This window comes from Flavobacterium urocaniciphilum (assembly GCF_900110615.1).
Taxonomy (GTDB): Bacteria; Bacteroidota; Bacteroidia; order Flavobacteriales; family Flavobacteriaceae; genus Flavobacterium; species Flavobacterium urocaniciphilum.
Genome location: NZ_FOEI01000009.1, coordinates 34736 through 58830 on the forward strand (window position 1 = coordinate 34736; position 24095 = coordinate 58830).

At 30.8% G+C, this 24095-nt stretch carries 20 protein-coding genes; 6 read left to right on the top strand and 14 right to left on the bottom strand.

Annotated features, from left to right (window positions below; translation table 11 throughout):
- Window positions 1–3: 3 nt before the first annotated feature.
- From BMY86_RS12250 to BMY86_RS12285, 8 genes are all read right to left on the bottom strand, one after another.
- A complete protein-coding gene (locus BMY86_RS12250; protein ID WP_091469954.1) occupies window positions 4–1035 on the bottom strand; it encodes an asparaginase in 1032 nt (343 codons plus the stop codon).
- Window positions 1028–2170, bottom strand: a complete 1143-nt coding sequence (locus BMY86_RS12255; protein ID WP_091469958.1) for a 1-acyl-sn-glycerol-3-phosphate acyltransferase — start codon at window positions 2168–2170, stop codon at window positions 1028–1030. Before BMY86_RS12255 ends, BMY86_RS12250 begins: the two co-directional genes overlap by 8 nt.
- 57 nt (window positions 2171–2227) lie before the next feature.
- Window positions 2228–2995, bottom strand: coding sequence for a TatD family hydrolase (locus tag BMY86_RS12260; RefSeq protein WP_091469961.1), 768 nt, complete (start codon window positions 2993–2995; stop codon window positions 2228–2230).
- Between the two features lie 33 nt (window positions 2996–3028).
- Window positions 3029–4009: a LuxE/PaaK family acyltransferase gene (locus BMY86_RS12265; RefSeq protein WP_091469964.1), complete on the bottom strand. Its 981-nt coding sequence runs from the start codon at window positions 4007–4009 to the stop codon at window positions 3029–3031.
- Between the two features lie 103 nt (window positions 4010–4112).
- Window positions 4113–5054 (bottom strand): T9SS type A sorting domain-containing protein, encoded by a 942-nt coding sequence (locus BMY86_RS12270; protein ID WP_091469966.1) that lies wholly within the window; start codon window positions 5052–5054, stop codon window positions 4113–4115.
- Between the two features lie 102 nt (window positions 5055–5156).
- Window positions 5157–6839: a T9SS type A sorting domain-containing protein gene (locus BMY86_RS12275; RefSeq protein WP_177177179.1), complete on the bottom strand. Its 1683-nt coding sequence runs from the start codon at window positions 6837–6839 to the stop codon at window positions 5157–5159.
- A gap of 86 nt (window positions 6840–6925) precedes the next feature.
- On the bottom strand, window positions 6926–7264 hold the full coding sequence (locus tag BMY86_RS12280; protein ID WP_091469972.1) for a T9SS type A sorting domain-containing protein: 339 nt from the start codon (window positions 7262–7264) through the stop codon (window positions 6926–6928).
- A 117-nt stretch (window positions 7265–7381) separates the two neighbouring features.
- The gene (locus BMY86_RS12285; RefSeq protein WP_091469975.1) at window positions 7382–8170 is read right to left on the bottom strand and encodes a THC0290_0291 family protein; all 789 of its coding nucleotides are present in this window, start codon (window positions 8168–8170) and stop codon (window positions 7382–7384) included.
- A gap of 220 nt (window positions 8171–8390) precedes the next feature.
- Between BMY86_RS12285 and gdhA the strand changes: the two genes are divergently transcribed.
- Complete coding sequence (gene gdhA / locus BMY86_RS12290; protein WP_091469979.1) at window positions 8391–9734, top strand: NADP-specific glutamate dehydrogenase; 1344 nt, start codon at window positions 8391–8393, stop codon at window positions 9732–9734.
- A 165-nt stretch (window positions 9735–9899) separates the two neighbouring features.
- Here gdhA and BMY86_RS12295 read toward each other — a convergent pair whose 3' ends face one another.
- The 4 genes from BMY86_RS12295 to BMY86_RS12310 form a co-directional block, all read right to left on the bottom strand.
- On the bottom strand, window positions 9900–10544 hold the full coding sequence (locus BMY86_RS12295; protein WP_091469981.1) for an HD domain-containing protein: 645 nt from the start codon (window positions 10542–10544) through the stop codon (window positions 9900–9902).
- Window positions 10545–10611: 67 nt separating this feature from the next.
- The gene (locus tag BMY86_RS12300) at window positions 10612–11601 is read right to left on the bottom strand and encodes an acyl-ACP desaturase (protein ID WP_091469984.1); all 990 of its coding nucleotides are present in this window, start codon (window positions 11599–11601) and stop codon (window positions 10612–10614) included.
- A 6-nt stretch (window positions 11602–11607) separates the two neighbouring features.
- Window positions 11608–12339 (bottom strand): lysophospholipid acyltransferase family protein, encoded by a 732-nt coding sequence (locus tag BMY86_RS12305; protein WP_091470097.1) that lies wholly within the window; start codon window positions 12337–12339, stop codon window positions 11608–11610.
- Between the two features lie 95 nt (window positions 12340–12434).
- The gene (locus tag BMY86_RS12310; protein WP_091469986.1) at window positions 12435–12845 is read right to left on the bottom strand and encodes a BrxA/BrxB family bacilliredoxin; all 411 of its coding nucleotides are present in this window, start codon (window positions 12843–12845) and stop codon (window positions 12435–12437) included.
- A gap of 149 nt (window positions 12846–12994) precedes the next feature.
- Between BMY86_RS12310 and BMY86_RS12315 the strand changes: the two genes are divergently transcribed.
- The gene (locus BMY86_RS12315; RefSeq protein ID WP_091469989.1) at window positions 12995–13822 is read left to right on the top strand and encodes a hypothetical protein; all 828 of its coding nucleotides are present in this window, start codon (window positions 12995–12997) and stop codon (window positions 13820–13822) included.
- A 134-nt stretch (window positions 13823–13956) separates the two neighbouring features.
- Here the strand turns inward: BMY86_RS12315 and BMY86_RS12320 are convergent, their stop codons facing one another.
- Window positions 13957–15093: a lycopene cyclase family protein gene (locus BMY86_RS12320; protein ID WP_091469993.1), complete on the bottom strand. Its 1137-nt coding sequence runs from the start codon at window positions 15091–15093 to the stop codon at window positions 13957–13959.
- 86 nt (window positions 15094–15179) lie between these two features.
- Here BMY86_RS12320 and BMY86_RS12325 point away from each other — a divergent pair, with 86 nt between their 5' ends.
- The 3 genes from BMY86_RS12325 (at window position 15180) to BMY86_RS12335 (ending at window position 21092) form a co-directional block, all read left to right on the top strand.
- Window positions 15180–15563 (top strand): hypothetical protein, encoded by a 384-nt coding sequence (locus tag BMY86_RS12325; RefSeq protein WP_143065670.1) that lies wholly within the window; start codon window positions 15180–15182, stop codon window positions 15561–15563.
- A gap of 67 nt (window positions 15564–15630) precedes the next feature.
- Window positions 15631–19962, top strand: coding sequence for a CusA/CzcA family heavy metal efflux RND transporter (locus BMY86_RS12330; RefSeq protein WP_091470001.1), 4332 nt, complete (start codon window positions 15631–15633; stop codon window positions 19960–19962).
- Between the two features lie 5 nt (window positions 19963–19967).
- The gene (locus tag BMY86_RS12335) at window positions 19968–21092 is read left to right on the top strand and encodes an efflux RND transporter periplasmic adaptor subunit (protein WP_091470004.1); all 1125 of its coding nucleotides are present in this window, start codon (window positions 19968–19970) and stop codon (window positions 21090–21092) included.
- A gap of 29 nt (window positions 21093–21121) precedes the next feature.
- Here BMY86_RS12335 and BMY86_RS12340 read toward each other — a convergent pair whose 3' ends face one another.
- A complete protein-coding gene (locus BMY86_RS12340; protein WP_245745669.1) occupies window positions 21122–23359 on the bottom strand; it encodes a TonB-dependent receptor in 2238 nt (745 codons plus the stop codon).
- Between the two features lie 86 nt (window positions 23360–23445).
- Here BMY86_RS12340 and BMY86_RS12345 point away from each other — a divergent pair, with 86 nt between their 5' ends.
- A complete protein-coding gene (locus BMY86_RS12345) occupies window positions 23446–24093 on the top strand; it encodes a metal-dependent transcriptional regulator (protein WP_091470008.1) in 648 nt (215 codons plus the stop codon).
- Window positions 24094–24095: the final 2 nt, after the last annotated feature.

Below are 24095 nucleotides of genomic sequence, written 5' to 3' on the forward strand. Positions count from 1 at the left end.
AAATTAATCGTTCATTTCACCTCTAAGAGAAGTTTCAAAAATTGTTTTGAAAACGTTTGGTGCTACATTTTGACCTAATAAATACATCAATTTCGCTATTGCAGCTTCTGTTGTAATGTCTTTTCCAGAAATTAAACCGATTTCCTTTAAACGTGTACTGGTTTCATACGTTCCCATAATAACACTACCGCCACTACATTGTGTTACGTTTACAATATGTAATCCACGTTGAATAGCTTGTTCAATTTCTTCAATAAACCAATTTTCCATTGGAGCATTTCCTGCGCCATAAGTTTCTAAAACTACACCTTTTAAATTTGGAGTGTTTAGTAATAATTGTAGAATGTTTTTACTAATTCCTGGGAATAATTTTAAAATTAACACGTCGTTGTTAAAATTCGAGTTAACTTTTAATTTTTTTCCAGCTTTCGATTTAAATAAAACATCGTTGTTAATTTTTAAATGCACACCAGATTCCGCTAATTCTGGAAAATTAGGAGAAGTAAAGGCGTTAAAATGTTCCGCACTTATTTTGGTTGTTCTATTTCCTCGATATAATTTGTATTCAAAATATAAGGAAACTTCTTGTATAATTGGTTTGCCTTTTTCTTGTAATGAAGCAATTTGAATCGCAGTAATTAAATTTTCTTTGGCATCGGTACGAATATCTCCAATAGGTAATTGAGAACCTGTAAAAACAATTGGTTTGCTTAAGTTTTCAAACATAAAACTTAAAGCAGAGGCACTATACGACATTGTATCCGATCCATGAAGTACTACAAAACCATCAAAATTATTATAGTGTTCTTCAATGATATTTGCCATCATTTGCCAATCCGAAATTTTCATATTAGAGGAATCAATTGGGTTTTCAAATGAAACCGTTTCAATGTCACATTCTAATAATTTTAATTCTGGTATGCCTTTGATTATCTTTTTAAAATTGAACGCTTTTAATGCTCCAGTATCTGCGTCTTTAATCATACCAATGGTACCACCAGTATAAATCAATAAGATTTTGGGTTTATTAAACACTTTCAATTTTTTCGTATTTTAATTTATTGATTACAGGATTTGCATACATTGCTAAGAAACTTTCTTTCATTTTTACATCGTCTGTTTTAATTCTTAATTCCAGTCTGCGTTCAAAAAGTTGTTTTTCTTTTTCAGTGTACTTATCAGCATAATTATTGGAATTATGTAATAAATCGTATGCGATATAATTTGTTGGCCAAAGTTTATACGATTGTAAAATAGAATCGTCTATTACTTGGGCTAAAGCTTGTATTTGTTTGTTGGTGTTGTTCGTTTCTTCAGCAATTTGAGTTAATTCAGAATCTAAAACTTCACCAATATGAATGTGTATGCGTTTTTTCTGTCCGATAATACCACTTAACAACGTGATGAAATCTTCATTTTTTTCTTTTGTGTAAATTTCATCATTCGCTTCAGCCATTAATTGTGGCATTTTTAAAGCGTCAGTCGGATCGTATTCGTAGGAAATAGAAACAGGAACTAATTTAATTTTTTTAAAGAAATCCATGTTGTTTTTTTCGTCTGAAGCCATTGCCATCATTTTCAAAACTCCGGTATGTGTGGCATCATTTCCATCTTTGGTTCTTCCTTCACGTTGAGCAATCCAAACCGATCTATTTTCTTTAGAAACCAATCGATACATGTATTCAGAAAGTAATTTCGAACTTTCTAACAATTCTCTTGGTTGTAAATTTCTTTGAACTAAAAAGTTTCTATTTAATTTCGATAATTTTAAAATGAAATCTTTTTTAACCAGATTATCGCCAATTGCAGATGCCGTCATTACTAAACCATGTTCGTGTAAAGAAACATTAAGTAATGAAGTATCTAAAATAATATCTCTGTGATTTGAAATAAAAAAATATGCAGTATTAGGTTCTAATTTTTCAAAACCAGATGTAGTTAATCCATCTGAAGTTTTTTCTAGAACTTTTTTAACCGCTTCGTAAGCAAAATTTATTTGAAAATCTCTTATTGAATGTGTGCGAAGTAATTGCTCTTTCCATATGCTTTCATCAACATTAGGATAAGCAAAATCCATTAATGCTTTCATCATAGGATGATTTATTGAAGATCGAAGAGCTTCGTTTACTTCGGCATCATAATAAGGACGTATTTTATCAAATTTCGACATGTTCAATTTTTAATATACAAAAAAACAAAAAAAATAATTATTATTCGTTAATAAACCTTAAAATCCAAAAACTTCTTTACTATTTTTTGTTGTAATTTCAGCAATTTCTTCCAAACTTAGGCTATAAATTTCAGATAATTTTTGTCCAATAATTTTAATATAACTGCTTTCGTTTCTTTTTCCTCTATAAGGCACAGGAGCAAGGTAAGGTGCATCTGTTTCTAAAACAATATTTTTAAGATCAATTTCTTTTAAAAATTGGTCGATTTTTCCGTTTTTAAAAGTAGTTACTCCGCCTATTCCTAATTTCATTCCGCAATCGATTGCTTGATTGGCTTGGTTGAAATCGCCCGTAAAACAATGAAAAATTCCCCATAATTCAGGTGATTTTTCTTGTTCTAGTATTTCTAAAACTTCATTAAAAGCATCCCTGCAATGAATATTGATAGGTAATTTATAGTGTTTAGCTAGTTGAATTTGTTTTACAAATACTTCTTGTTGTTGTTTTAAAAACGTTTTGTCCCAAAATAAATCGATACCAATCTCACCAATAGCAGCAAATTTTCTTTTGGTTAATTCAGCTTCAACATGTGCTAATTCTTCTAGATAATTTTCCTTTACGTAACACGGATGTAAACCCATCATTAAAAATACGTTTTCAGGATATTGAGATTCTAAATCGTACATTTTTTGAGTATAACTACTGTCAATAGAAGGAACAAAAAGTCGGGTTATACCGTTATCGAAAGCACGTTGCATCATTAAATCTCTATCTTCTGAGAATTCTTCTGAATATAAATGAGTGTGAGTATCTGTAAAAATCATAAGTTTTAAATTGTTCAAGTTGAAAAAGATAGATTAATAAACCATCAAATTACAACCTCTAATATCTGAGTTGTCAAATCTTCCTAAGACTTCAAAAGTCATGTTTGGATATTTTTTGCCTAAATCTTGTGTGGCAATAAAGGAACAAGAATTGATGTTGGCTAAATCAATTACATTGATGCCACCTGTTTTTCCTGAATCAACATAATTTAAAGCATCTTCGGTATCGCGTATCAAAACATCCATCCAAAGCGGACATTCGAAAATTCCGTTTCCTAAAGAATAAGCTTGCGATAATAATTCGGTCATACCGTATTCCGAATGTATAGCTTTAACACCGAAACCGTCACAAAGAATTTGATGTAATTCTTCTCGAACTATTTCTTTTCGTTTGCCTTTCATACCACCTGTTTCCATAATGATGGTGTTTTTCAATTGAAATTTTTTGAATTCAATTAAATCGAGTAAGGCATAAGTAACGCCAATTAAAATGATATTCTGACCTTCGTTTTCTAATTCAATAATTTTATTGGAAAGTTCTTCTAAATTATTCAAATAAAAACCACTATCAGGATGATTACTACTTTGAATTAAGTCATCAACCATATGAATTAAGCTTGAACCTTCGCGTTCTAAATAAGAAGGGAGTAAAGCTAGAACACAGTAATCTTCAATGTTTCCGTAGAATTGAGAAAATGCTTTTCGATAACTATTTTCATAAAAAGAAACATCAGTAATATAGTGTTTACTCGTTATCATTCCAGTTGTTCCGCTGCTTGTAAAAATGGTTTCTACTTCATCTTCATTACTAACAATCTTTTCCGATTTAAAGAATTGAATTGGCAAAAAAGGAATACTCGAAATTTGTTTTACGTTAATTGGGTTTTTTTTCAAAAAGTTACAAAAAGACTGATATACTTTATTGTTTTCGTATTGGTAACGAAAAACTTTTAAAGTAATTTTTTCAAATTCTTTTTTGGATGAAATAGAAAATATGTCTTCTTGAGAAATCATTCTGCAAAAGTAGAAAAAGATATTTAGTTTGGGGTTGCTTTTCTGTTTTTTGAGCATAAAAAAAGCACCAACTAGTGGTGCTTTCTTTTATTTTGAAAACTAATTACTCGATAATTAATTTCTTAGTTGAAGTTTTACCTTCTTCCGTAATTTTTACAATGTAAATTCCAGAAGTTAAGTTAGAAACATTTACAGTATTGTTAACTACATTCGTGTTAACTACTTCTTTACCTAACATATTTACAATTGATACATTGATAGCTCCGTTTAAAGCAGTTTCAATATATAAGTTGTTTTTAGTTGGGTTTGGATACATTTTTAAACTATCAATTTGAGAGAATGATGATGAAGATAAGATTTCAGCAAAAGTTAATGAAACTTTTACATTGTCTACTTCAACAGAACCTGTTTCTGTAGCGCTATCTTGTCTTAGGAAGAAACTTGGAGCTGAAGTTAAATCTGTACCTGTATGTGTGTCAGTTAATAATGGAGTTGCTTCATCTGTTGGAGCAGGGTTTATCCATAATCTTACAACGTCATCACTTGTTGAAACGGTATTAAATGTATAAGCAACAACAATAGTGTTAGATACTCCTGTAGTATATGTAGCTGGAGTCCATGTAGTGTTAGTAGTAGTACCAGTTCTTACTTCAATACCTAAATTATAAGTAGTGTCATCCACACGTTTAGCCCATAAAGTTCCACCAAAGGTAGTTGAGTTTTGTGCAAATCCTGCAATGTACCCACCGTTAGCGTCAGTTACGCCAGCCATTGATAAAATGTTTAAATTAAGTTTGTAAAATACTGTCCCTGTAGTTTGAGATGTAAATAATAGTTGGGCGTCAGTTCCTCCACCAGCAAAAGTTGCTTTAGATCCGTCTAACAAGATGTGATCTGATGCAGATGCTGTTCCAAGTAGGCTCCAAGGAGATGTCTCGTGTAAGTTTCCTGCTGGATAATTAAATGAATCTGAAAATGGTAATGTTACTTGTCCAAATGATACACTGCTTAAAGCAATCAATAATAAAGAGTAAATTTTTTTCATATTTATAAAAGTTAAATTGAATACAAAGATAGGAACAAAAATAAATTCCTAACTAAAAATAGTTAGGAATTTAATGATTTTTTAATATTTATTTTTAAACAACTAGTTAATTATCAATTTTTTAGTTGAAGTTTTGCCGTCTTCTGTTACCTTAACAATATAGATGCCGTTAGCTAAATTTGCAACGTTTACTGTGTTGTTTGTTACTTTTGAGTTTAACACTTCTTTTCCTAACATGTTAATAATCGACACATTGATATCTCCATTTAAAGTAGTTTCAATATATAAATTATTTTTTGTTGGATTTGGATATAATTTTAAACCTTCAATTTGAGAAAAAGAAGTAGTTGATAAAGTAACTTCAGCATTGTTTCTTGAAACAACTTGCGGTACACCGTTAAATTCAGCAACTAAAACAGCTCTGTTACCAGCTCCAGTTGGAACAACTTGTCCGATATAATTTGATTCTGCAAACATTGTTCTAAAAATAATGTCAGTGCCATCGTTTAAATTATAATTTGTAGTTGCTGCAAAAGTAATAACGCCATCTGCCGTAGTAAAAGTTGCATTGTTTATTTGCACTAATTCACTTTCGTAATTCTCAACATTATTTGTAATTTCTAACGCTGTAACAACTTGTGGAGTTACTATGTTTCCAGAAGAAGCAACCGTAGCGTTTTCTAATGGTAAAAACTGTAAAACACCACTAAATAAACCTGTTTGTCCTTTTAATCCAGAAATAGCATCACCTGCAACCATAGCTGTTGAAATAGTTCCAGGTAAATCATCAATTAAAATACCAGCTGAAGTATCTTGAATGTATTTTTGATTTCTAGTTGTTCTTGCGTAAGTAATAACTGGATTGCTTGAAACTTGATAGTACTTTCCAGCACCATTAGCAATTACATCTGCTCTTAAAGCAGCTAAATTTGGAACAACTGTATATGCTGCAATGGTAAATGTAACGGTTGCGTTAACAGCTGGTACAATTGCAACATGAGAATTGTCTACTAATTCAACATATACTGTGTAATTTCCAGGAGTTAAACTTGTTAATGCAATTGGAGCAGTGTCATATTTCATAACAACAGATCCGCTATTTATTGTGTAGTGGATATGTCCGTCACCAGTTCCGTTAGCTACGTTAAAATTACTAACCGTTAAACCGATATTTGCAGAGGTTGTTAATGGTGAATAAATAGTTCCGTTTGATGGGCTATTGATCGTGATTGATGGACTTAAACTTGCCGCTGTCCAAGTAAAATCATCAATCATTAATCTTTCATTAGTTGCACTGTTTGATTTTACACGAACTTTAACATTTGCGTTTGAACTATTAACGACGCCATTTATTGTTTTCCAATCAGAATCAGGAGTAACGGCTGCATTAATTGTAGATGATGGAATCCATATAGTTCCACCGTCAATTGAATATTCTACTGCAAAATCAACAGCAGGTGAACCATCCCATCTTCTGGTTTTAAAGCTAAAGTTACCAATACCGCCACTAGAAATTGTCATGGTTACATCCGTTGTAGCATCATTTTGTAATCTTAATGAATAAGTACCAAATCCACCTGCGAAACCATCTTGAGCAGCTATACCATTTCTGATAACATCTGTACAAGCTAAACTAAAAGTACCATCAACATAACTGTGGTTTGAATAAGATGTAAAGGCTAATGCACCTTGTGTCCATTTTGCAGGGTCGTCAAAGTTTATTGATCCTTGTGCAATTCCTAAAAAAGGAAGTAATGCAATAAGTAAAGAGTAAATTTTTTTCATTTTTTTAAATATTTGGGTTATTGACATGCGTATTCTCAGGTTTATAACATTCTTCGTTATAAACCCAAGAATATATTTAATTCTAATTAATTAATTATTAGTTTTCTAGTTGCAGAAGCGTCTCCTTCTTTAATTTTAATGATGTAAACGCCAGGGTTTAAGTTTGAAATGTTTAATTCTTTAGTGTATAAAGTAACGTCAATTACTTTTTTACCTAAAACATCAAAAATTTCTACTTTCTTGTCAAGGTTTAACTTTGAAGTAATAAATACCTTACCAATGTTGTTAGGATTAGGATACAAACTTAAACCTTCAATCGTTTGTTCTTGTGATTTAGTCGCGCCACCTGACTTACCCTCTTGGGCAAAAGCAGTTAAACTAAAAGTTAAGAATAACAATACGCTAAAAATGTAGTTTTTATTCATAGGAAAAAGTTATGGTGTAAATTTATAAAATAAAAATCAAAAAATGTGCCATAATTAAAAAAAAATCTCGCTAAGTAGTAACTTAACGAGATTTTTAAATATTTTAAAGGATATTGATTAATCTAAGTAATAAATATAACCAAAGTTTAACCATAAATTCCAATCGTTTGCTTTGTTTTCAGTATAAATATTTGGATCTGGACTTACTCCTTCTACCCAGTTTGAGAAATAGTATTGCCATCTTAATTCAACAAATAAATCTGATAATTCTGTTAGTTTATATCTTGTACCTAAACTTGAAACAACACTCCATGTACTTCCGCCATCATTGTTAACACCTCCGTCATAATATTTAGGCCAAAGAGGCATTGATAATGCTGAAACTTCGCCATTACCATAATCTGTATAAGTGTGTGGTTTGTAAAATGAGTAATGAGCTCCTAATGCAACAAACGGTCCCCATGCACCATCTGTAGCGGTAAATTGTCTAATACTCCAAGGGAAATATTCTAATTGCATACCGATATCAGTAACATTAGCTTCACCGTGCATAGATCTTAACTGAGCGCCTCCAGGAGATTGTTTGTCAGCCCATTTACCAAAATGATCTAATTTTGTTTTGGTGTATGATAATTCTGAACGTAATTTGAAATGATCATTGAAATAAGTTTCTGGAGTATAACAGTTACACTCAGCTCTGTATGAAAAGTTCATGTAGTGTACTAATCCAACACCAAAACCTGTGTTTCCAAGGTTATTTCTTGTGTTTTCGCTTTCTCCGAAATCTGATCTAAAATTGACAGGACCAACAAAGGCACCCACTTCATGAGAAAACCCAAACTGAGCATTAGAAAAGTAAGTAACACCTAGTGTTAATAATAGTGAATAAAATATTTTATTGCGCATTTTAAAAACGTTTAAGCGACAAATATAAAAAAACAATTTTCATATTAAAATCTTTTTTTTTGTTTTATTGTTTTTTTTGTGAAATTACTACCTGTAAGAATTAAATTATGGTATATATTAATATTTGTTAAATTTTAGCATTATTTTTTAAGATATTCTTCTCTGTTTTTTTTATTAAATGTATATTTGCGTTCAGAAAAATTTTTTTAAAAACATAATTATGAGTCAAAGTGTTACAGCATTTTTAGAAGAAGTTGCTAAAAGAAATGCAAACGAGCCAGAATTTATGCAAGCCGTAAGAGAAGTGGCCGAAACAGTTATCCCATTTATAGAGCAAAACCCAAGATACCAAGGCAAAATGTTATTGGAAAGAATGGTAGAGCCGGAAAGAGTTGTGATGTTTAGAGTTGCTTGGATTGACGATAAAGGTGCTACTCAAGTAAATAGAGGTTTCAGAATTCAAATGAACTCTGCAATCGGACCATATAAAGGAGGTATTCGTTTCCATCCTTCGGTTAACTTAAGTATCTTAAAATTCTTAGCTTTTGAACAAGTTTTCAAAAACTCTTTAACTACATTACCAATGGGTGGTGGTAAAGGAGGATCTGATTTTGATCCAAAAGGTAAATCTGATGTTGAAATCATGAGATTCTGTCAAGCATTCATGACTGAATTATCGAAACATATTGGTGCTGATACTGACGTTCCTGCTGGAGATATCGGTGTTGGAGGACGTGAAGTTGGTTACATGTTTGGTCAATACAAAAAATTAAGAAACGAGTTTACAGGAGTATTAACTGGAAAAGGAATTACTTTTGGTGGTTCTTTAATCCGTCCTGAAGCTACTGGATATGGAGATGTTTATTTCGCTTACAACATGTTAAAAACTAGAGGTGAAAGCTTCGATGGAAAAACTGTTGTTGTTTCTGGTTCTGGAAACGTTGCTCAATATGCAATTGAAAAAGCTACTCAATTAGGTGGTAAAGTTGTTACTGCTTCTGATTCATCTGGTTATATTTATGATGCTGACGGTATTGATGCTGATAAATTAGCTTTCATCATGGATTTGAAAAACGTAAAATACGGAAGAATTTCTGAATATGTGGCTAAATATCCAAATGCTAAATTTGTTGAAGGTAAACGTCCATGGGAAGTAAAATGTGATATCGCATTACCATGTGCTACTCAAAATGAATTAAATGGAGATGAAGCTAAAATGTTAATTGCTAACGGATGTATCTGTGTGGCTGAAGGAGCAAATATGCCTTCAACTCCAGAAGCTGTTGAAGCATTTATCGCTGCTAAAATCTTATTCGCTCCTGGAAAAGCATCTAATGCTGGTGGGGTTGCGACTTCAGGTTTAGAAATGTCTCAAAACTCTTTACGTTTAAGCTGGACTTCTGAAGAAGTTGATGATAGATTAAAAAGAATTATGTATGACATCCACGAATCTTGTGTAAAATATGGTACTCAAGCTGACGGATTTGTTGACTATGTTAAAGGAGCAAACATTGCTGGTTTCGTAAAAGTTGCTGAAGCGATGTTAGGTCAAGGTGTAGTATAATAAAGTATACAGTCACAGTCTCAGTTTATAATAACTTGTAAACAGATTGTTTTAAATATAAAAGCGGTTTTCAGTCCCGAAACTTCGGGAGAAAACCGCTTTTTTGTTTTTTTGTCAACAGATTGAGCGGAGTTGAAATCTTTTAACTGTTACTGAAAACTGTGACTAATTAGTTCCGTTCCATTCCTTATAAAACTGCTCTAAGAACGATTCCATAAAATCATGGCGTTGTTGTGCAATTTTTTTACCAGTTTCCGTATTCATTTTATCTTTTAGAAGTAAAAGTTTTTCGTAAAAATGATTGATAGTTGGAGCAGTTGAATTTTTATATTCTTCTTTACTCATATTTAAATTAGGAGCAATTTCAGGATCATAAATTTCTCTATTTTTAAATCCTCCATAATTAAAGGTACGAGCTATGCCAATAGCACCAATAGCATCTAATCGATCGGCATCTTGTACAATTTCTAATTCTTTAGAAGTGAATTTCTTTTCGAAATTTCCGCCTTTAAAGGAAATGTTTTCAATAATTAATACAACATGATTAATAGTTTCTTCTGAAACATTCTCCGATTCTAAAAACGTTCTCGCTACTTTTGGTCCAACTGTTTCATCTCCATTATGAAATTTACTATCCGCAATATCATGAAGTAAAGCTGCCAATTGAACAACTTCAATATTACAAGTTTCTTCTTTAGCAATTAATAAAGAATTGTTGTAAACACGTTCCATATGAAACCAATTGTGTCCGCTTTCAGCATGTGCTAATTGATTTTTTACAAAGTTAATAGTGTTTTGTATGATAGACATTTTAAGTAAAATAAAAATTCCAAATTCTTAAAGTGATTAGGAATTTGGAATTTAGGTTATTGAAAATTTATTTAATTAGTGCAGGTTCAACCCATTTAAAAATATGACCTTCTTCTGGAATAACTAATCTTTCCGAAATTTTTCTCATTCTATCTGGTAATTTCATTAAATAATCTCTTGCTTTCTCAGCTTCAGCTGTTAAACCATTGATGTTTCCAATGTCCCATTTTACATTTAATTTTTCTAAAATATCAACGTAATCTGAAGCTGTATACACACCAATTCTTTGTGCTGAATCTGAAAATTGTTCAAAAGCAGTTCCGATTTTCTCACCAGATTCTCTTAAGAATACAGCAGGCATCGTAATTTTTTGTTTCATCATGTATTGGAATGCTAACATCATTTCACTTGGATCAACTTTGAAAATTTGATTTACAAATTCGCTATATGCTAAGTGATGACGCATTTCGTCTCCAGCAATAAGGTTACACATTTTGAATAACTTTTTCTCACCATATTTTTTAGCGATTAAAGCTACTCTGTTATGTGAAACGAAAGTTGCTAATTCTTGAAAGCTAGTATAAACGAAATTTTTATAAGGATCTCTTCCAGTTCCAATATCAAAACCATCATTAATTAAATGCTGAGTAGTTTGTTCAATTTCTTTCATATTTACTCTTCCAGAAAGATATAAATATTTGTTAAGTACATCACCATGACGGTTTTCTTCACCCGTCCAATGGCGTACCCATTTGCTCCAGCCATTTCGCTCTACATTATCAACTCCTTCAACATCCATTAACCAAGATTCGTAAGTTGGTAAGGCTTCTTCAGTAATGGTATCTCCAACTAAAGTTACCCAAAAATCATATGGTAAGTCTTTAGAGATTTCTCTTAATTCTTTAACTTCTTCTAAAAAGTTTTCATTGTTTGAATCTGGTAACAAATCAGTTGGTTGCCAAATTTTTTCAACTGGAATTAAAAATTCTTCCATAAAAGAATCAATTTTTCTTTCCAATAGTTGCATGACTTCAAGTCTTATGTTGTGTAACGACATGGGTTGTTAGTTTATGTGTTTTTTAATTGTTTGTTCTGTTTTTTCAAAAATTTCATCAAAAGAATAATCAGAAACTTTTAAAGGTTCATGAACATCAAATGTAATTTTGTTTCCTAATCCTAACGGAAATTGCCCGAAACGAGTCATTTTCCAAGAATTATTAATTGTAATCGGTACAAAATATGAGTCAGGTGCAAATTTGTATAACATTTTTAATCCGTTTGCTGCAAATTCCTTCGGAACTCCTGTTTTACTTCTGGTTCCTTCTGGAAAAATGACTACTGAATAATTGTTTTTATTAACATATTCTGCAACTTTTTTAATTTCTGGCAGGGCTTGTTTTCCATCTTTTCGATCAATCAAAGCCGAACCTCCAACTCTTAAATTATAGGATACACTAGGTATTCCTTTTCCTAATTCTTTTTTGCTAATGAATTTCGGATGCACTTTTCGTAAAAACCAAATAATTGGCGGTATGTCGTATAAACTTTGATGATTACAAACTAATATTAATGGTTTGTTTTCGGGTAAATTTTCAACACCTCTAATTTGATAGGTTGTTCCTAATATGTGTGTGTTTCTTACTAAAAATCCGTTTAAAATAGCAACGCTTATTCTATGAGCATTATATCCGAATACGTTGTAACATATCCATTGTATCGGATGAAATACTATTAACCAAAACAGAAAAAAGAAATAAAAAATTATAGATAAAGGATACGAAATAATTTTTTGCATAACAATTCTCATCATTTTAATGCCGTCAAAGATACTAGTTAATAATAAAAAAAACCACCAAACTGGCGGTTTTTATAGTATGCTAGCATAGTATGTTAGCAAAATTCGTTGTAAGCGTCTTTTAAATTTTCTGCAATAAGTTCCGCTGGACGTCCTTCAATATGATGACGTTCTAACATGTGTACTAACTCACCATCTTTAAATAATGCCATACAAGGCGAAGATGGAGGAAAAGGAAACATATGTTCTCTTGCTTCTGTTACAGCTTCTTTATCAACACCTGCAAAAACCGTAATTAAATTGCTTGGTTTTTTTGCGTTGTCTAAACTCATTTTTGCACCTGGACGAGCATTTCTTGCTGCACAACCACAAACTGAATTTACAACTACTAATGTTGTTCCTTCTTTACTTAATGCGTTTTTTACTTCTTCCGCTGAATATAAATCTTGAAAACCTGCTTCAGATAATTCTGCACGCATTGGTCTTACCATTTCTTCTGGATACATATTTTTGTTTTTAAAATATCGTTTATAATGGACAAATTTACAAAGTTTTTAGCTTTGCACATATAAACTTATCATAAAGATTTGTTATCGTTCCATAAATTTCACAAAATCCTTAAAATACTATTTATATTTGTGGATATTTTTAAGTTATGAGAGTTCAAATTATCCTTTTATTATTTATTTCAACCTTTAGTTTTGCTCAAACGGAGAAAGAAAAGAATATTGATGAAGTCATTATTAGAAGCAAACCTAAATTAGCAACGATTCTTAAAAAACTTAATAAACAACTACTAAAACAAACCGATACTACAAGTTTTGTATTTGAATTGAATCAAGTCAATTTTAAAAATAACGATACCATTATTAATCGTCAAGAAGAGCAGATTATTAAGATTACTAATTTTAATAATAATTTTTCAAAGAAGAATGTTATTGAAAATAAAGACAATTGGTTTACAAATTTTAAAGAAATTTTTAAAAATTATTCTTCTGAAGAATCTCCAATTGGTTGGCTTTCCGGTTATCCCATTCGAAAAAATTTAACAACTGCAGAATTAGATTTTTTTACACATCCTAATGGTTATGTGTATACAAGAGAATGGTTAGATAATAATGAATTGTTGGTAACATTTGAATCGAAAAATTTTTACAAAGGCAGTTTTATTATTGATAAAAATTTCAATTTGTTGCAATTAAGTTATGAAACAATTGAACCGTATCCGTTTTTTTATACGTCTCCAGAAAGTATAGGAAAAAATCATAAATTCACTTGTAATTGGATATATCAAAAGGAAAAAGTATTCATGAGTTTAGAAATTGTAAACAAAAAAATGGTTTTAAAACAGTTGCAAATTGAAGAGAAATTACGCGATTTTGTTTTTAATCGTTTCGATAAGGATGGTGTAACATTTATGGATAAAAATCATTTTTATACGAATATCAAGTTGCAAAATAAATCGTATCCAATAGAAGAATAAAACGTCAATTCGAGTGTTTTTTGTGAAATGGAATGAAACAAAAAATGTATCGAGAATAGTTTTAATGATGTTTTCTTATTCTCGATACATTCCGATTCATGCTTCAATGGAATACTCGAATTGACGAAAAATCATTAAAAAATTCTTCGCAACAACGCTTTTATAAACAAACCTTTCGGACACATCCAAATGACTTTTAAGTCTTCCCAAAAAGAAGTTTCTTCGTCTAAGAATTTGAAAATTAAAGCTGCTTTTCCCGTTTTAAACATGCTGGAGAAAATAGCACTTCCATACTGATTGGTTTGGTATAAAATGTCAATCAATAATAAATCGTAAAACCTAAATTTATTGCTCTTGTAAAATTTTGTAAAATCGGAATTGGTTTTTAAAAACTGTACTAATTCTTTCGATTTCTTAACAGAATTTTTAAATGTATAACCTGTGCTCGCTTTGCTCCATCCGCCAGCTGAACCAATATTGATGATATTTTTTGTGTTGTTTTTCCAAAAAGGAAAACACGTCATGGGAATAGTACCTTGTTCTTTTTCTACAATTTCATATTCCGTAATGCCTAATTGTTGAATGTATTTTTCTATTTCAGATTCGTATTCTGAAGTTGAAAGTAAATCTTTTGAAAATAATGTGTATTCAAGTAGCGCTTCATTTGATGAAGTTGGTAACACATACATAAACCGAGTATTGCCTTTTTGTTCTACAGAAAAATCCATAAAAGTTGGACAGTCTTCTGTAAAAACAGCTTCTTTACTTTTAATAAACCAACCAATAAAATGTTGTTGAACTAATGGAAATTTAGTTTGTGACGTTACGACTTCTGGGTTATAAATGCTATTAAAAATTTGATTACATGTAAACGATTTGGTTTTAGTTTTAACAATACAATGATTCCCTAATTCGGAATAATCAATTACATCATCATGAAAAATTTCAATATTTGGATGTTTATTAATTGCTTCAAAAATTAATTTGTAAAAATCTAAACTACGAATCATTTTATATTCGTACGGGCTTAAATTTAATTGATTCGTAAAACTTTCGTTTTTAAACCAAGCAATGTTCCATTTTTTAGAAATTATTTCATCAAATAAATTTTCAGTATCCCAAAAACACCAAGTTCTATCGTTTTTGTCTTTGGAACTAGAATCTATCAGCAATATTTTTTTATCGGAAAATCGGCCCGATTGAATCATTTCAAAAAGGGTTAACAAAGCCGATAATCCTCCACCAGTAAATATGTAGTGATAGTGGTTCATTTGATTTTTAAAAAAAGTAAAGTTAAATTTATTTTAATTATAATAAAATTTAAACAATCAAAATATATTATTAATACATTTGTTAAGTGAAAAAATATTTATCAATATTATTTTTAGTGTTTTATTTGTTTTCAATGACAGAAGTACATCAGTTGTTGAAGACACCATTACTTGTGGATCATTATTTAGAACATAAAAATGAAAATAAAGAACTTTCACTATTAAGTTTCCTAGAGATGCATTACCTAAATGGAAACCATATTGATGCAGATCATGATAAAGACATTCAATTACCTTTTAAAAATTTCCAAGATAATCATCCAAATGTAGTATTGGCATTACCTGAGCAAATTGTTTTTTTTCAGCCTCAGATTACACTTGATGATGAATTAGTGCCAAATTTTAATAAAAGCCAAATTTTTATTTCTAGTTTTTTAACTAATATTTGGCAACCTCCTAAAATTGCTTAAATGATTGTGTAAATCTGTTTCAAAAGTACTGAAACAGCAGTTTAGTATTCATTTAAAGTAAAATTCAATGTTAAATAATATTATTGAGTATTCTGTAAAGAATAAACTCATCATTGCATTATTTACCTTAATTCTTATTGGATTTGGTATATATAATGTGCAAAAATTACCTATAGATGCTGTACCTGATATCACAAATAATCAAGTACAAGTAATAACTGTAGCTCCATCATTTGGTGCAACAGATATTGAACGTTTAGTTACTTTTCCTATAGAACAAGTAAATGCAAATATTTCTGGATTAAAAGAAATAAGAAGTTTTTCTCGATTTGGATTGTCTTTAGTAACAATTGTTTTTGAAGATGATGTAGATGTTTATTGGGCAAGACAACAAGTTGCCGAAAGATTACAACAAGTGCAATCTCAATTACCGCAAGGAATGGGGATACCAGAATTAGGGCCTATTTCAACTGGATTGGGTGAAATTTACCAATATGTAGTTCGGGCAAAGAAAGGATATGAGCAAAAATATGATGTATCGGAATTACGTACTATTCAGGATTGGATTGTAAAACGCCAGCTAGCCGGAGTTAAAGGAGTGGCAGAAGTGAGTAGTTTTGGTGGGAAATTACGCCAAGTAGAAATAAGCATTCAACCAAATAAATTAAATGCTAATGGAATAACCATTACGGATGTATTTGATGCTCTTGAAAAAAATAATCAAAATACAGGAGGAGCATATATTGAAAAAGAAGCATCAGTTTTATTCATTCGAAGTGAAGGATTGATTCAAAATTTGGAAGCAATTGAAAATACTCCAATTACAACAAAGTCTGGTGTTCCTTTATTTATTAAAGATGTAGCAGAAGTTAAAAATGGTTTTGCAACTCGTTATGGAGCCATGTGTTATAATAATGAAGGTGAAGTTTCTGGAGCAATTGTAATGATGCTCAAAGGTGCTAATAGTAGTGAAGTTATAGAAAATGTTAAGGAAAGAATTGCTCAAATTCAAAAAACACTGCCAGAAGGTGTTGTTATTGAACCTTTTTTAGATCGAACAAAAATGGTAAATAATGCAATTGGAACAGTTGAAAAAAACTTAATAGAAGGAGCTTTAATTGTCATTTTTGTATTGGTAATTTTCTTGGGAAATTTAAGAGCAGGATTGTTAGTTGCTTCTGTAATTCCACTTTCTATGTTGTTTGCAATCATTATGATGAATCTTTTTGGTGTGAGTGGCAATTTAATGAGTTTAGGGGCATTAGATTTCGGATTAATTGTAGATGGTGCGGTAATTATTGTTGAAGCTGTAATTCATCAAATTTTTCATCGTCATCAGAATGAAGAAACAATTTCATTAAGTCAAGAAGAAGTGAATAAAGAAGTTAATAGTTCTGCCAAGAAAATGATGAATAGCGCCGTGTTTGGACAAATCATTATTTTAATTGTTTATTTACCAATTTTTACTTTGCAAGGTATTGAAGGAAAAATGTTTAAGCCAATGGCCCAAACCGTTGCATTTGCATTAATCGGCGCATTTATTTTATCGCTAACTTATATACCAATGATGAGTGCTGTAGTATTGAAAAATATTAAGCATAATCCGCAAAGTTTTTCTGAAAGAATGATGGCTTTTTTAGAGCGTATTTATTTAATGCGTTTAATTCAAGCGTTGCATAACAAAAAGAAAATTATCATTGGAACCATCATTGCTTTTGTAATTTCATTAGTTGTTATGTCTCAATTAGGAGGGGAATTTATACCCTCTTTAGAAGAAGGAGATTTCGCGGTTGAAACACGAGTGTTAACGGGAAGTAATTTAAACACATCTATCGCATCAACACAAAAGGCTGCAGGAATATTAAAGAGTAGATTTCCGGAAGTTGAAAAAGTAGTGACTAAAATTGGTAGTGGTGAAGTTCCTACAGATCCAATGCCAATGGAAGCTGCTGATATGATGGTAATTTTAAAAGATAAAAAAGAATGGACTTCAGCTGAAACATTTAATGAACTTTCAGACAAAATGAGTGCAGCTTTACAAGAAGTACCAGGAATAACAGTCGGATTTCAATACCCTGTTCAAATGCGTTTTAATGAATTAATGACAGGTGCTCGACAAGATGTAGTTTGTAAAATTTATGGTGAAGATCTGGATACATTATCTAAATATGCTAATAAAGTAGGTAAAATTGTCAATTCAATTAAAGGTGCTAAAGATTTATATGTAGAACCAATAGGCGGAATGCCTCAAGTAGTAATTGAATATAAAAGAAATGTATTAGCACAATATCAATTGAATGTTACAGATGTAAATAGAGTAGTTAATGCTTCATTTGCTGGTCAGAGTGCTGGTTTGTTATTTGAAGGAGAGCGTAGGTTCGATGTAGTGGTGCGAGTTAATTCTAATGAGAAACAAAATCTTCAAGATATTCAGAATTTATTAATTCCTACTCCTTCAGGATCTCAAGTACCATTACAAGTAATTGCCGATGTGAAAATAATTAATGGGCCAAATCAAATTCAACGAGAAGATACCAAACGAAGAATTGTAGTTGGTTTCAATGTACACGAATCAGATGTACAGTCTTTAGTGGAAGAAATGAAGCAAAAAGTGGAAGCCAAAATTAAATTTCCAACAGGTTATTATATAACTTATGGAGGAAGTTTTGAGAATTTAAATGCCGCAAAAGATCGTTTGATGATTGCAGTGCCTATTTCGTTACTTTTAATCTTTTTGTTGCTATATTTTGCATTTAAGTCTGTTAAACATGCTTTGTTAATTTACACTGCAATTCCATTATCTACAATTGGAGGAATTTTGTTTTTAGCCTTTCGCGGAATGCCATTCAGTATTAGTGCCGGAGTGGGTTTTATTGCATTATTTGGTGTAGCTGTTTTGAATGGAATTGTTTTAATTGCCGAATTTAACGCCCAAAAAAAACTTGGAAAAACAGATATTACTGAAATCATTTTAATTGGAACAAAAAAACGTTTACGACCAATTTTAATGACTGCATTTGTAGCATCTTTAGGGTTTTTACCTATGGCTATTAGTAATGGTTCTGGTGCTGAAGTACAACGTCCTTTAGCCACTGTTGTAATTGGAGGCTTATTAATTGCAACATTTTTAACGTTATTCATTTTACCTATATTGTATATGTTATTTGAAAAAAAATCTTCATTATCGATTCCTAAAAATGGAATTGCAGTATTGTTTTTGTTTATGAGTATTTCTGGAATAGCACAAAACAAATCAACTTTAAATCAAGTATTTGAAAAAGGTTTAGCAAATAATTTAGTTGTTAAAAACGAAAAACAGCGTGTTATAGCTGCACAAGTTTTGGTTAAATCAGCTAATGAAATTCCATCTTTGAATTTAGTTGGCGAATATGGTCAATTGAATAGTGCTTTTAATGATAATCGAATTGGAATTACTCAAAACATTAGTTTTCCATTTCTAAATGCAAAAAAGAAAAATTGGTATCAAATTCAAACCGAAATTGCTCAATTGAATTATAAAACTTCTGAAAATGAAGTGAAACGTGCTATAACACAAAATTTTTATGACTTAATATATGCTTTGGAACGTGAAAAAGTACTAAAACAATCGGATTCTATTTATAACCAGTTTTTAAATAAAGCAAAAATGCGATTGAAATTAGGGGAAACCAATCATTTGGAAAAAGAAGGAGCGCAATTAGCAGTTGCAAAGATTTCAGCTGATTTAAAAAAGAATCAAGAATTAATTTATCAGTTGCAATTACAAATGCAGTATTTAATTCAATCAGATGAAGTTGTTTTTCCAAGTTATAAGGATGTGAAAATAGAATATCTAACTAGTTCCGATTTTGTGTCTAATAATGTACAATTACAAGTTATAGAAAAAGAAAAAATGGCAAATGAAGCAGCAATAAAAATTGAAAAAGCAGCTTTAATTCCAGAAATTTCCTTAGGATATTTTAGTATGACTATGCAAGGCATGGGTGCGAATGATGTATTATATAATAGTGGAACACGATTTCAATCTTTTCAAATGAATTTAGGCATACCAATTTTTAATGGTGCTAATAAAGCGAGAAGAGAAGCCTTCAAAATAAATAGTTCTATATTGAATAATCAATCGGATTTACAGAAAAAACAATTAGAAAACATATGGCAATCTTTTGAAAATAAGAGACAAAACGATTTAATTGTTTTAAAAAATTATGAAGAAAGCGTATTACCTGGAGCTAAGTTAATGATTACAACAGCCAATAATCAAATTTATAAAGGCGAAATTAATTATATGGAATGGTCATGGATTATGAACCAAGCTTTAGAGTCAAGATTAGATTATCTTGAAAAAGTGAAGTCTTATAATGATGCTATTATTCAAATGTTATATCAAACTACAAATTAATTACCATGAAATTTATATATAGAATACTGATTTTATTTTTTGTTTTAGGATGTAATTCTAAAACCGAAACCACTCCATTTGGAAAGAATACTGATGAAAATCATGTAGAGTTAACCAAAACTCAATTAAAAAATGCTGATTTAAATTTTGGAACTATTCAGCAACAAGCCATGAATAGTGTAATTAAAGTAAATGGTAAAATTACGCTATCTCCCGATGCGGTTGCTAGTATAAGCATGCCTTTGGGTGGTTATATTAAATCAATTAAAGTGATGCCAGGTATGCAAGTTAGTAAAGGACAGGTTTTGGCAATAATTGAAGATCAATCGTATGTGCAACTGCAACAAGATTATTTAAACACAAAACAACAATTAAACTTTACTGCTAAAGATTACCAACGTCAGAAGGAATTAAATGCATCCCAAGCAAGTAGTGATAAAACCTATCAATTAGCAGAAAGTGAATTTTCTAAAAATAAAATTACTTTAAAAGCTTTAGATGAAAAATTGCGTTTAATTAATATCAATCCACTAAGTTTAACTGAAAATACCATTTCAAAATCGGTTCGAATAATTGCCCCAATTTCAGGGATGCTTACAAAAGTTAATGTCAATTTAGGTAAATATGTAAATGCTACAGATGTATTGTTTCAAATTATGGATTCTAAAAATATGTTTGCTCAATTACAAGTTTTTGATAAAGATGCAGGGAGTTTATCAATAGGTCAGAAATTAAAAGTTTATACTAATGCTCAACCTGATGTTATGTATTCAACTTCTATTCAATATGTGAATAAGAGTTTTGACGAAAGAGAAAATACAGTGGAAGTTTATGCTAAAATTGATAATTATACTCGAAAATTAATACCTGGAAATTATGTAAATGCTATAATTGAATTAACAAATGAAAATGCATTTGCTGTTAATCATGATGCTGTTGTAACATTTGAAGGTGAAAATTATGTTTTTATTCAAGAATCTAATACTGCTTTTCAAATGGTAAAAGTACAAACCGGAATTATTTCAAAAGATTATACAGAAATAAGAAATTACGAAGTATTACAAAATAGAAAAGTGGTGACAAAAAATGCATATACCTTATTAATGGTATTGAAAAATAAAGAGGAATAATTAAAAGAGCTTCATTTGAAGCTCTTTTTTTATATTCTATATCGTATTCCAATAAATCCTCTTATTCCTTGATTAGGAGCATAAACATAAGCAGGGTCGAATGTTAAAGCATACGGGTTTTCTGGTGTGGGAACCACGTTTCCATTTCCATCAAATTGTACATTTTCATCAAACGGATCATTAGCTCTTGCAATTAAAAATGGATTTTTTCGATTCGGAGTCCAATTCAATAAATTTTTAACACCACCATATAATTCGTATTTATTATTCCATTTGAATGTTGCTTGAATGTTTTGTATGCTCCAAATTGGGGATGTTGGTTTTCTTGGGTCTAATTCGCCAAGTATAGGCAAACGCATTGGGCCGTATACATTTCCAGTATAATCAAAAGATAAATTCCAATCTAATAATTCATAGGTAATGGCCCAATTGGCGCTGTATTTCTCGGTTAAAATGGGAGTGGAAGTAATGCCGTCTCTCGTTTTTTTACTGTCTAAAACCGTTGCGCCTAAAATGGCTTTTAATCCGAAATTCGACAGGTAATCAATATTTAAACTCACTCCTTTAGTTTCCGAAAATCCATTTAAGTTTTTGTAAATTATTTGATTCGGATTGGTGTCGTAATCAGGAATAATTTGATTAGAAAAATGCGTATACCAAGCTGAAACATCAAAACCTAAAAAGGAAGCATTGTCAAAACGCAACTTTTTTAAATAGTTTACGTTCACATTATATGATTTTTCTGCCTTTAAATTTTCTGTTACAATAACGTCTCTAGAACCTGTTAATGCGGCATGTTCTTCCGTAAATAAATTCACCACTCTAAAGCCTGTTCCTGCATTAATTCTAAAAATATCGGTATCGGTAAATTTCCATTTATATGCCATTCGAGGGGTAAATATGTAACCATGATTGTTGTTATAATCCAATCTGCTGCCCAATAATACACTATGCATTTTTGCGAATTTAATTTCGTCTTGTGCAAAAAAACTATAGATATTCGTTTTCTCTGGAATTACAGTAGCTGTTGTATTGTCGTTGTAAAATTGATAACGATAGGCACTTCCTAAAAGTAAATCGTGGTTGTTTATGGTTTTGTCCCAAGTTAATTGACCGAATCCAATTCGTTGTTGCGCAGCATATTTAGTTGTCCCGTAAAAAGAATCTTGATCATGATTGGTTGCTGAAAACGAAAAATAAATTTTTTCAGAAACCGGTAATTGGTATTTTCCAATTAATTCTTGTCGAGAAGTATAAATGCTTTCACCATAAACTTCATTGCCTCCACGATACGATTTATTCCAATTCATTTCACCACCCCAACGATCTTCATAAAAGAAACGACCCGCTAATGTGAATACTTTATTGTCTTTTCTGATGAAATTCCATTTGTTAAAGATCGAGATTCTCTCTTGTAAAGTAACATCTGTAAAATTATCATGGTTATTGTCCATTGGTGAATTGTAATTATAATAATTCAAGCCAACTAATGAATTTGCTTTGTTTTTGATAGTGCTCTTAAATCCTAAATCTAAATTATTTTCAAGCCAAGATGTTGAGAAAAAATCAGCAGAAAAAACCGGAGCCATGTTGGCATTTTTAGTGATGATGTTGATCAAACCACCAACGGCTTCACTTCCGTATAAAGAAGAAGCCGGACCTTTTACCACTTCAATTCTGTCAATTAATGAATTCGGAATTCCTGAAAGTCCATATACAGTTGAAAGTGAACTAACAATGGGCATTCCGTCAATCGTTACCATGGTATATGGGCCTTCTAATCCGTTGATGTGTATGTCGCCAGTATTGCAAATGTTGCAATTTAACTGTGGTCGAACACCATTTACATTTTGTAACGCTTCAAAAATATTGGAAGTAGGGTTTTTCTTTAAAAAAGTAGATGTGTATATTTCAACAGGAACCGGCGTTTCTAATCTAGAAACCGGTTTTAAAGTTCCGGTAACTACAACTTCTTCAATTTCTTTTTCCGATTTAATTTCAAAAACAACTTCTTTTGTTTCGTTATTTACAGTGATGTTTTTCCTTTGAAAAAAGTTTTCCATTTGGATTTCAATCATGTGTTTTCCATTCGGAATACTGTCAAAAACAAATATTCCTAACGAATCAGGAATCGTTTTTTTATTCAATTCCTTTAACGTTATTGTTGCTGATTGTTTGTTATATGGTTTAATAGTACCAATAATTTTCGATTGCGCATTTCCTATTGCTGAAATTAAAATTATTGCTATATAAATTAAATTTTTCACTTTGTTTAATTAAATTTTTAGACAAAACTAAAAAATAAACAAGCATGAAACAAAAAAATATAATTATATTTGTTAAAAAAATATTTATGACCATTTCTGAGGAAAACTATTTGAAAGTTATTTATCATTTGTCGAACCTTTCTCCAAAAGGGGTTAATACGAATGCAATTGCTGGAATGTTGGATACAAAAGCTTCATCTGTAACGGATATGCTTAAAAAGTTATCCGATAAAGAATTGGTAGATTATCAAAAATATCAAGGTGTTTTTTTAACAGAAAAAGGCAAGTTACATGCTAAAATGATTGTTCGAAATCACCGTTTGTGGGAAGTGTTTTTAGTGGAGAAGTTAGGTTTTGCTTGGGATGAAGTTCATGAAGTAGCAGAAGAATTGGAGCATGTTCGTTCGGAGAAATTAATCAATCAATTGGATAAGTTTTTAAATTTTCCAAGTTTTGATCCGCATGGCGATCCCATTCCAAATGCAAAAGGAGAAATTCCAACCATCGCTAAACAATTATTATCTGAAATTGAAGCTGGCGAATCAATTACTTGTGTAGGTGTAAAAGATACTTCTGTAGATTTTTTAAAATATTTGAATAAACAACAAATTTCTTTGGGTACAAAAATTAAAATTTTGGAAAAAGAATCATTTGATGGAACAATAAAAATTGAAATTAATTCGAACGTAATAGTAATTTCAGATAAAATTGCTAATAATTTATACGTAAAATAAAC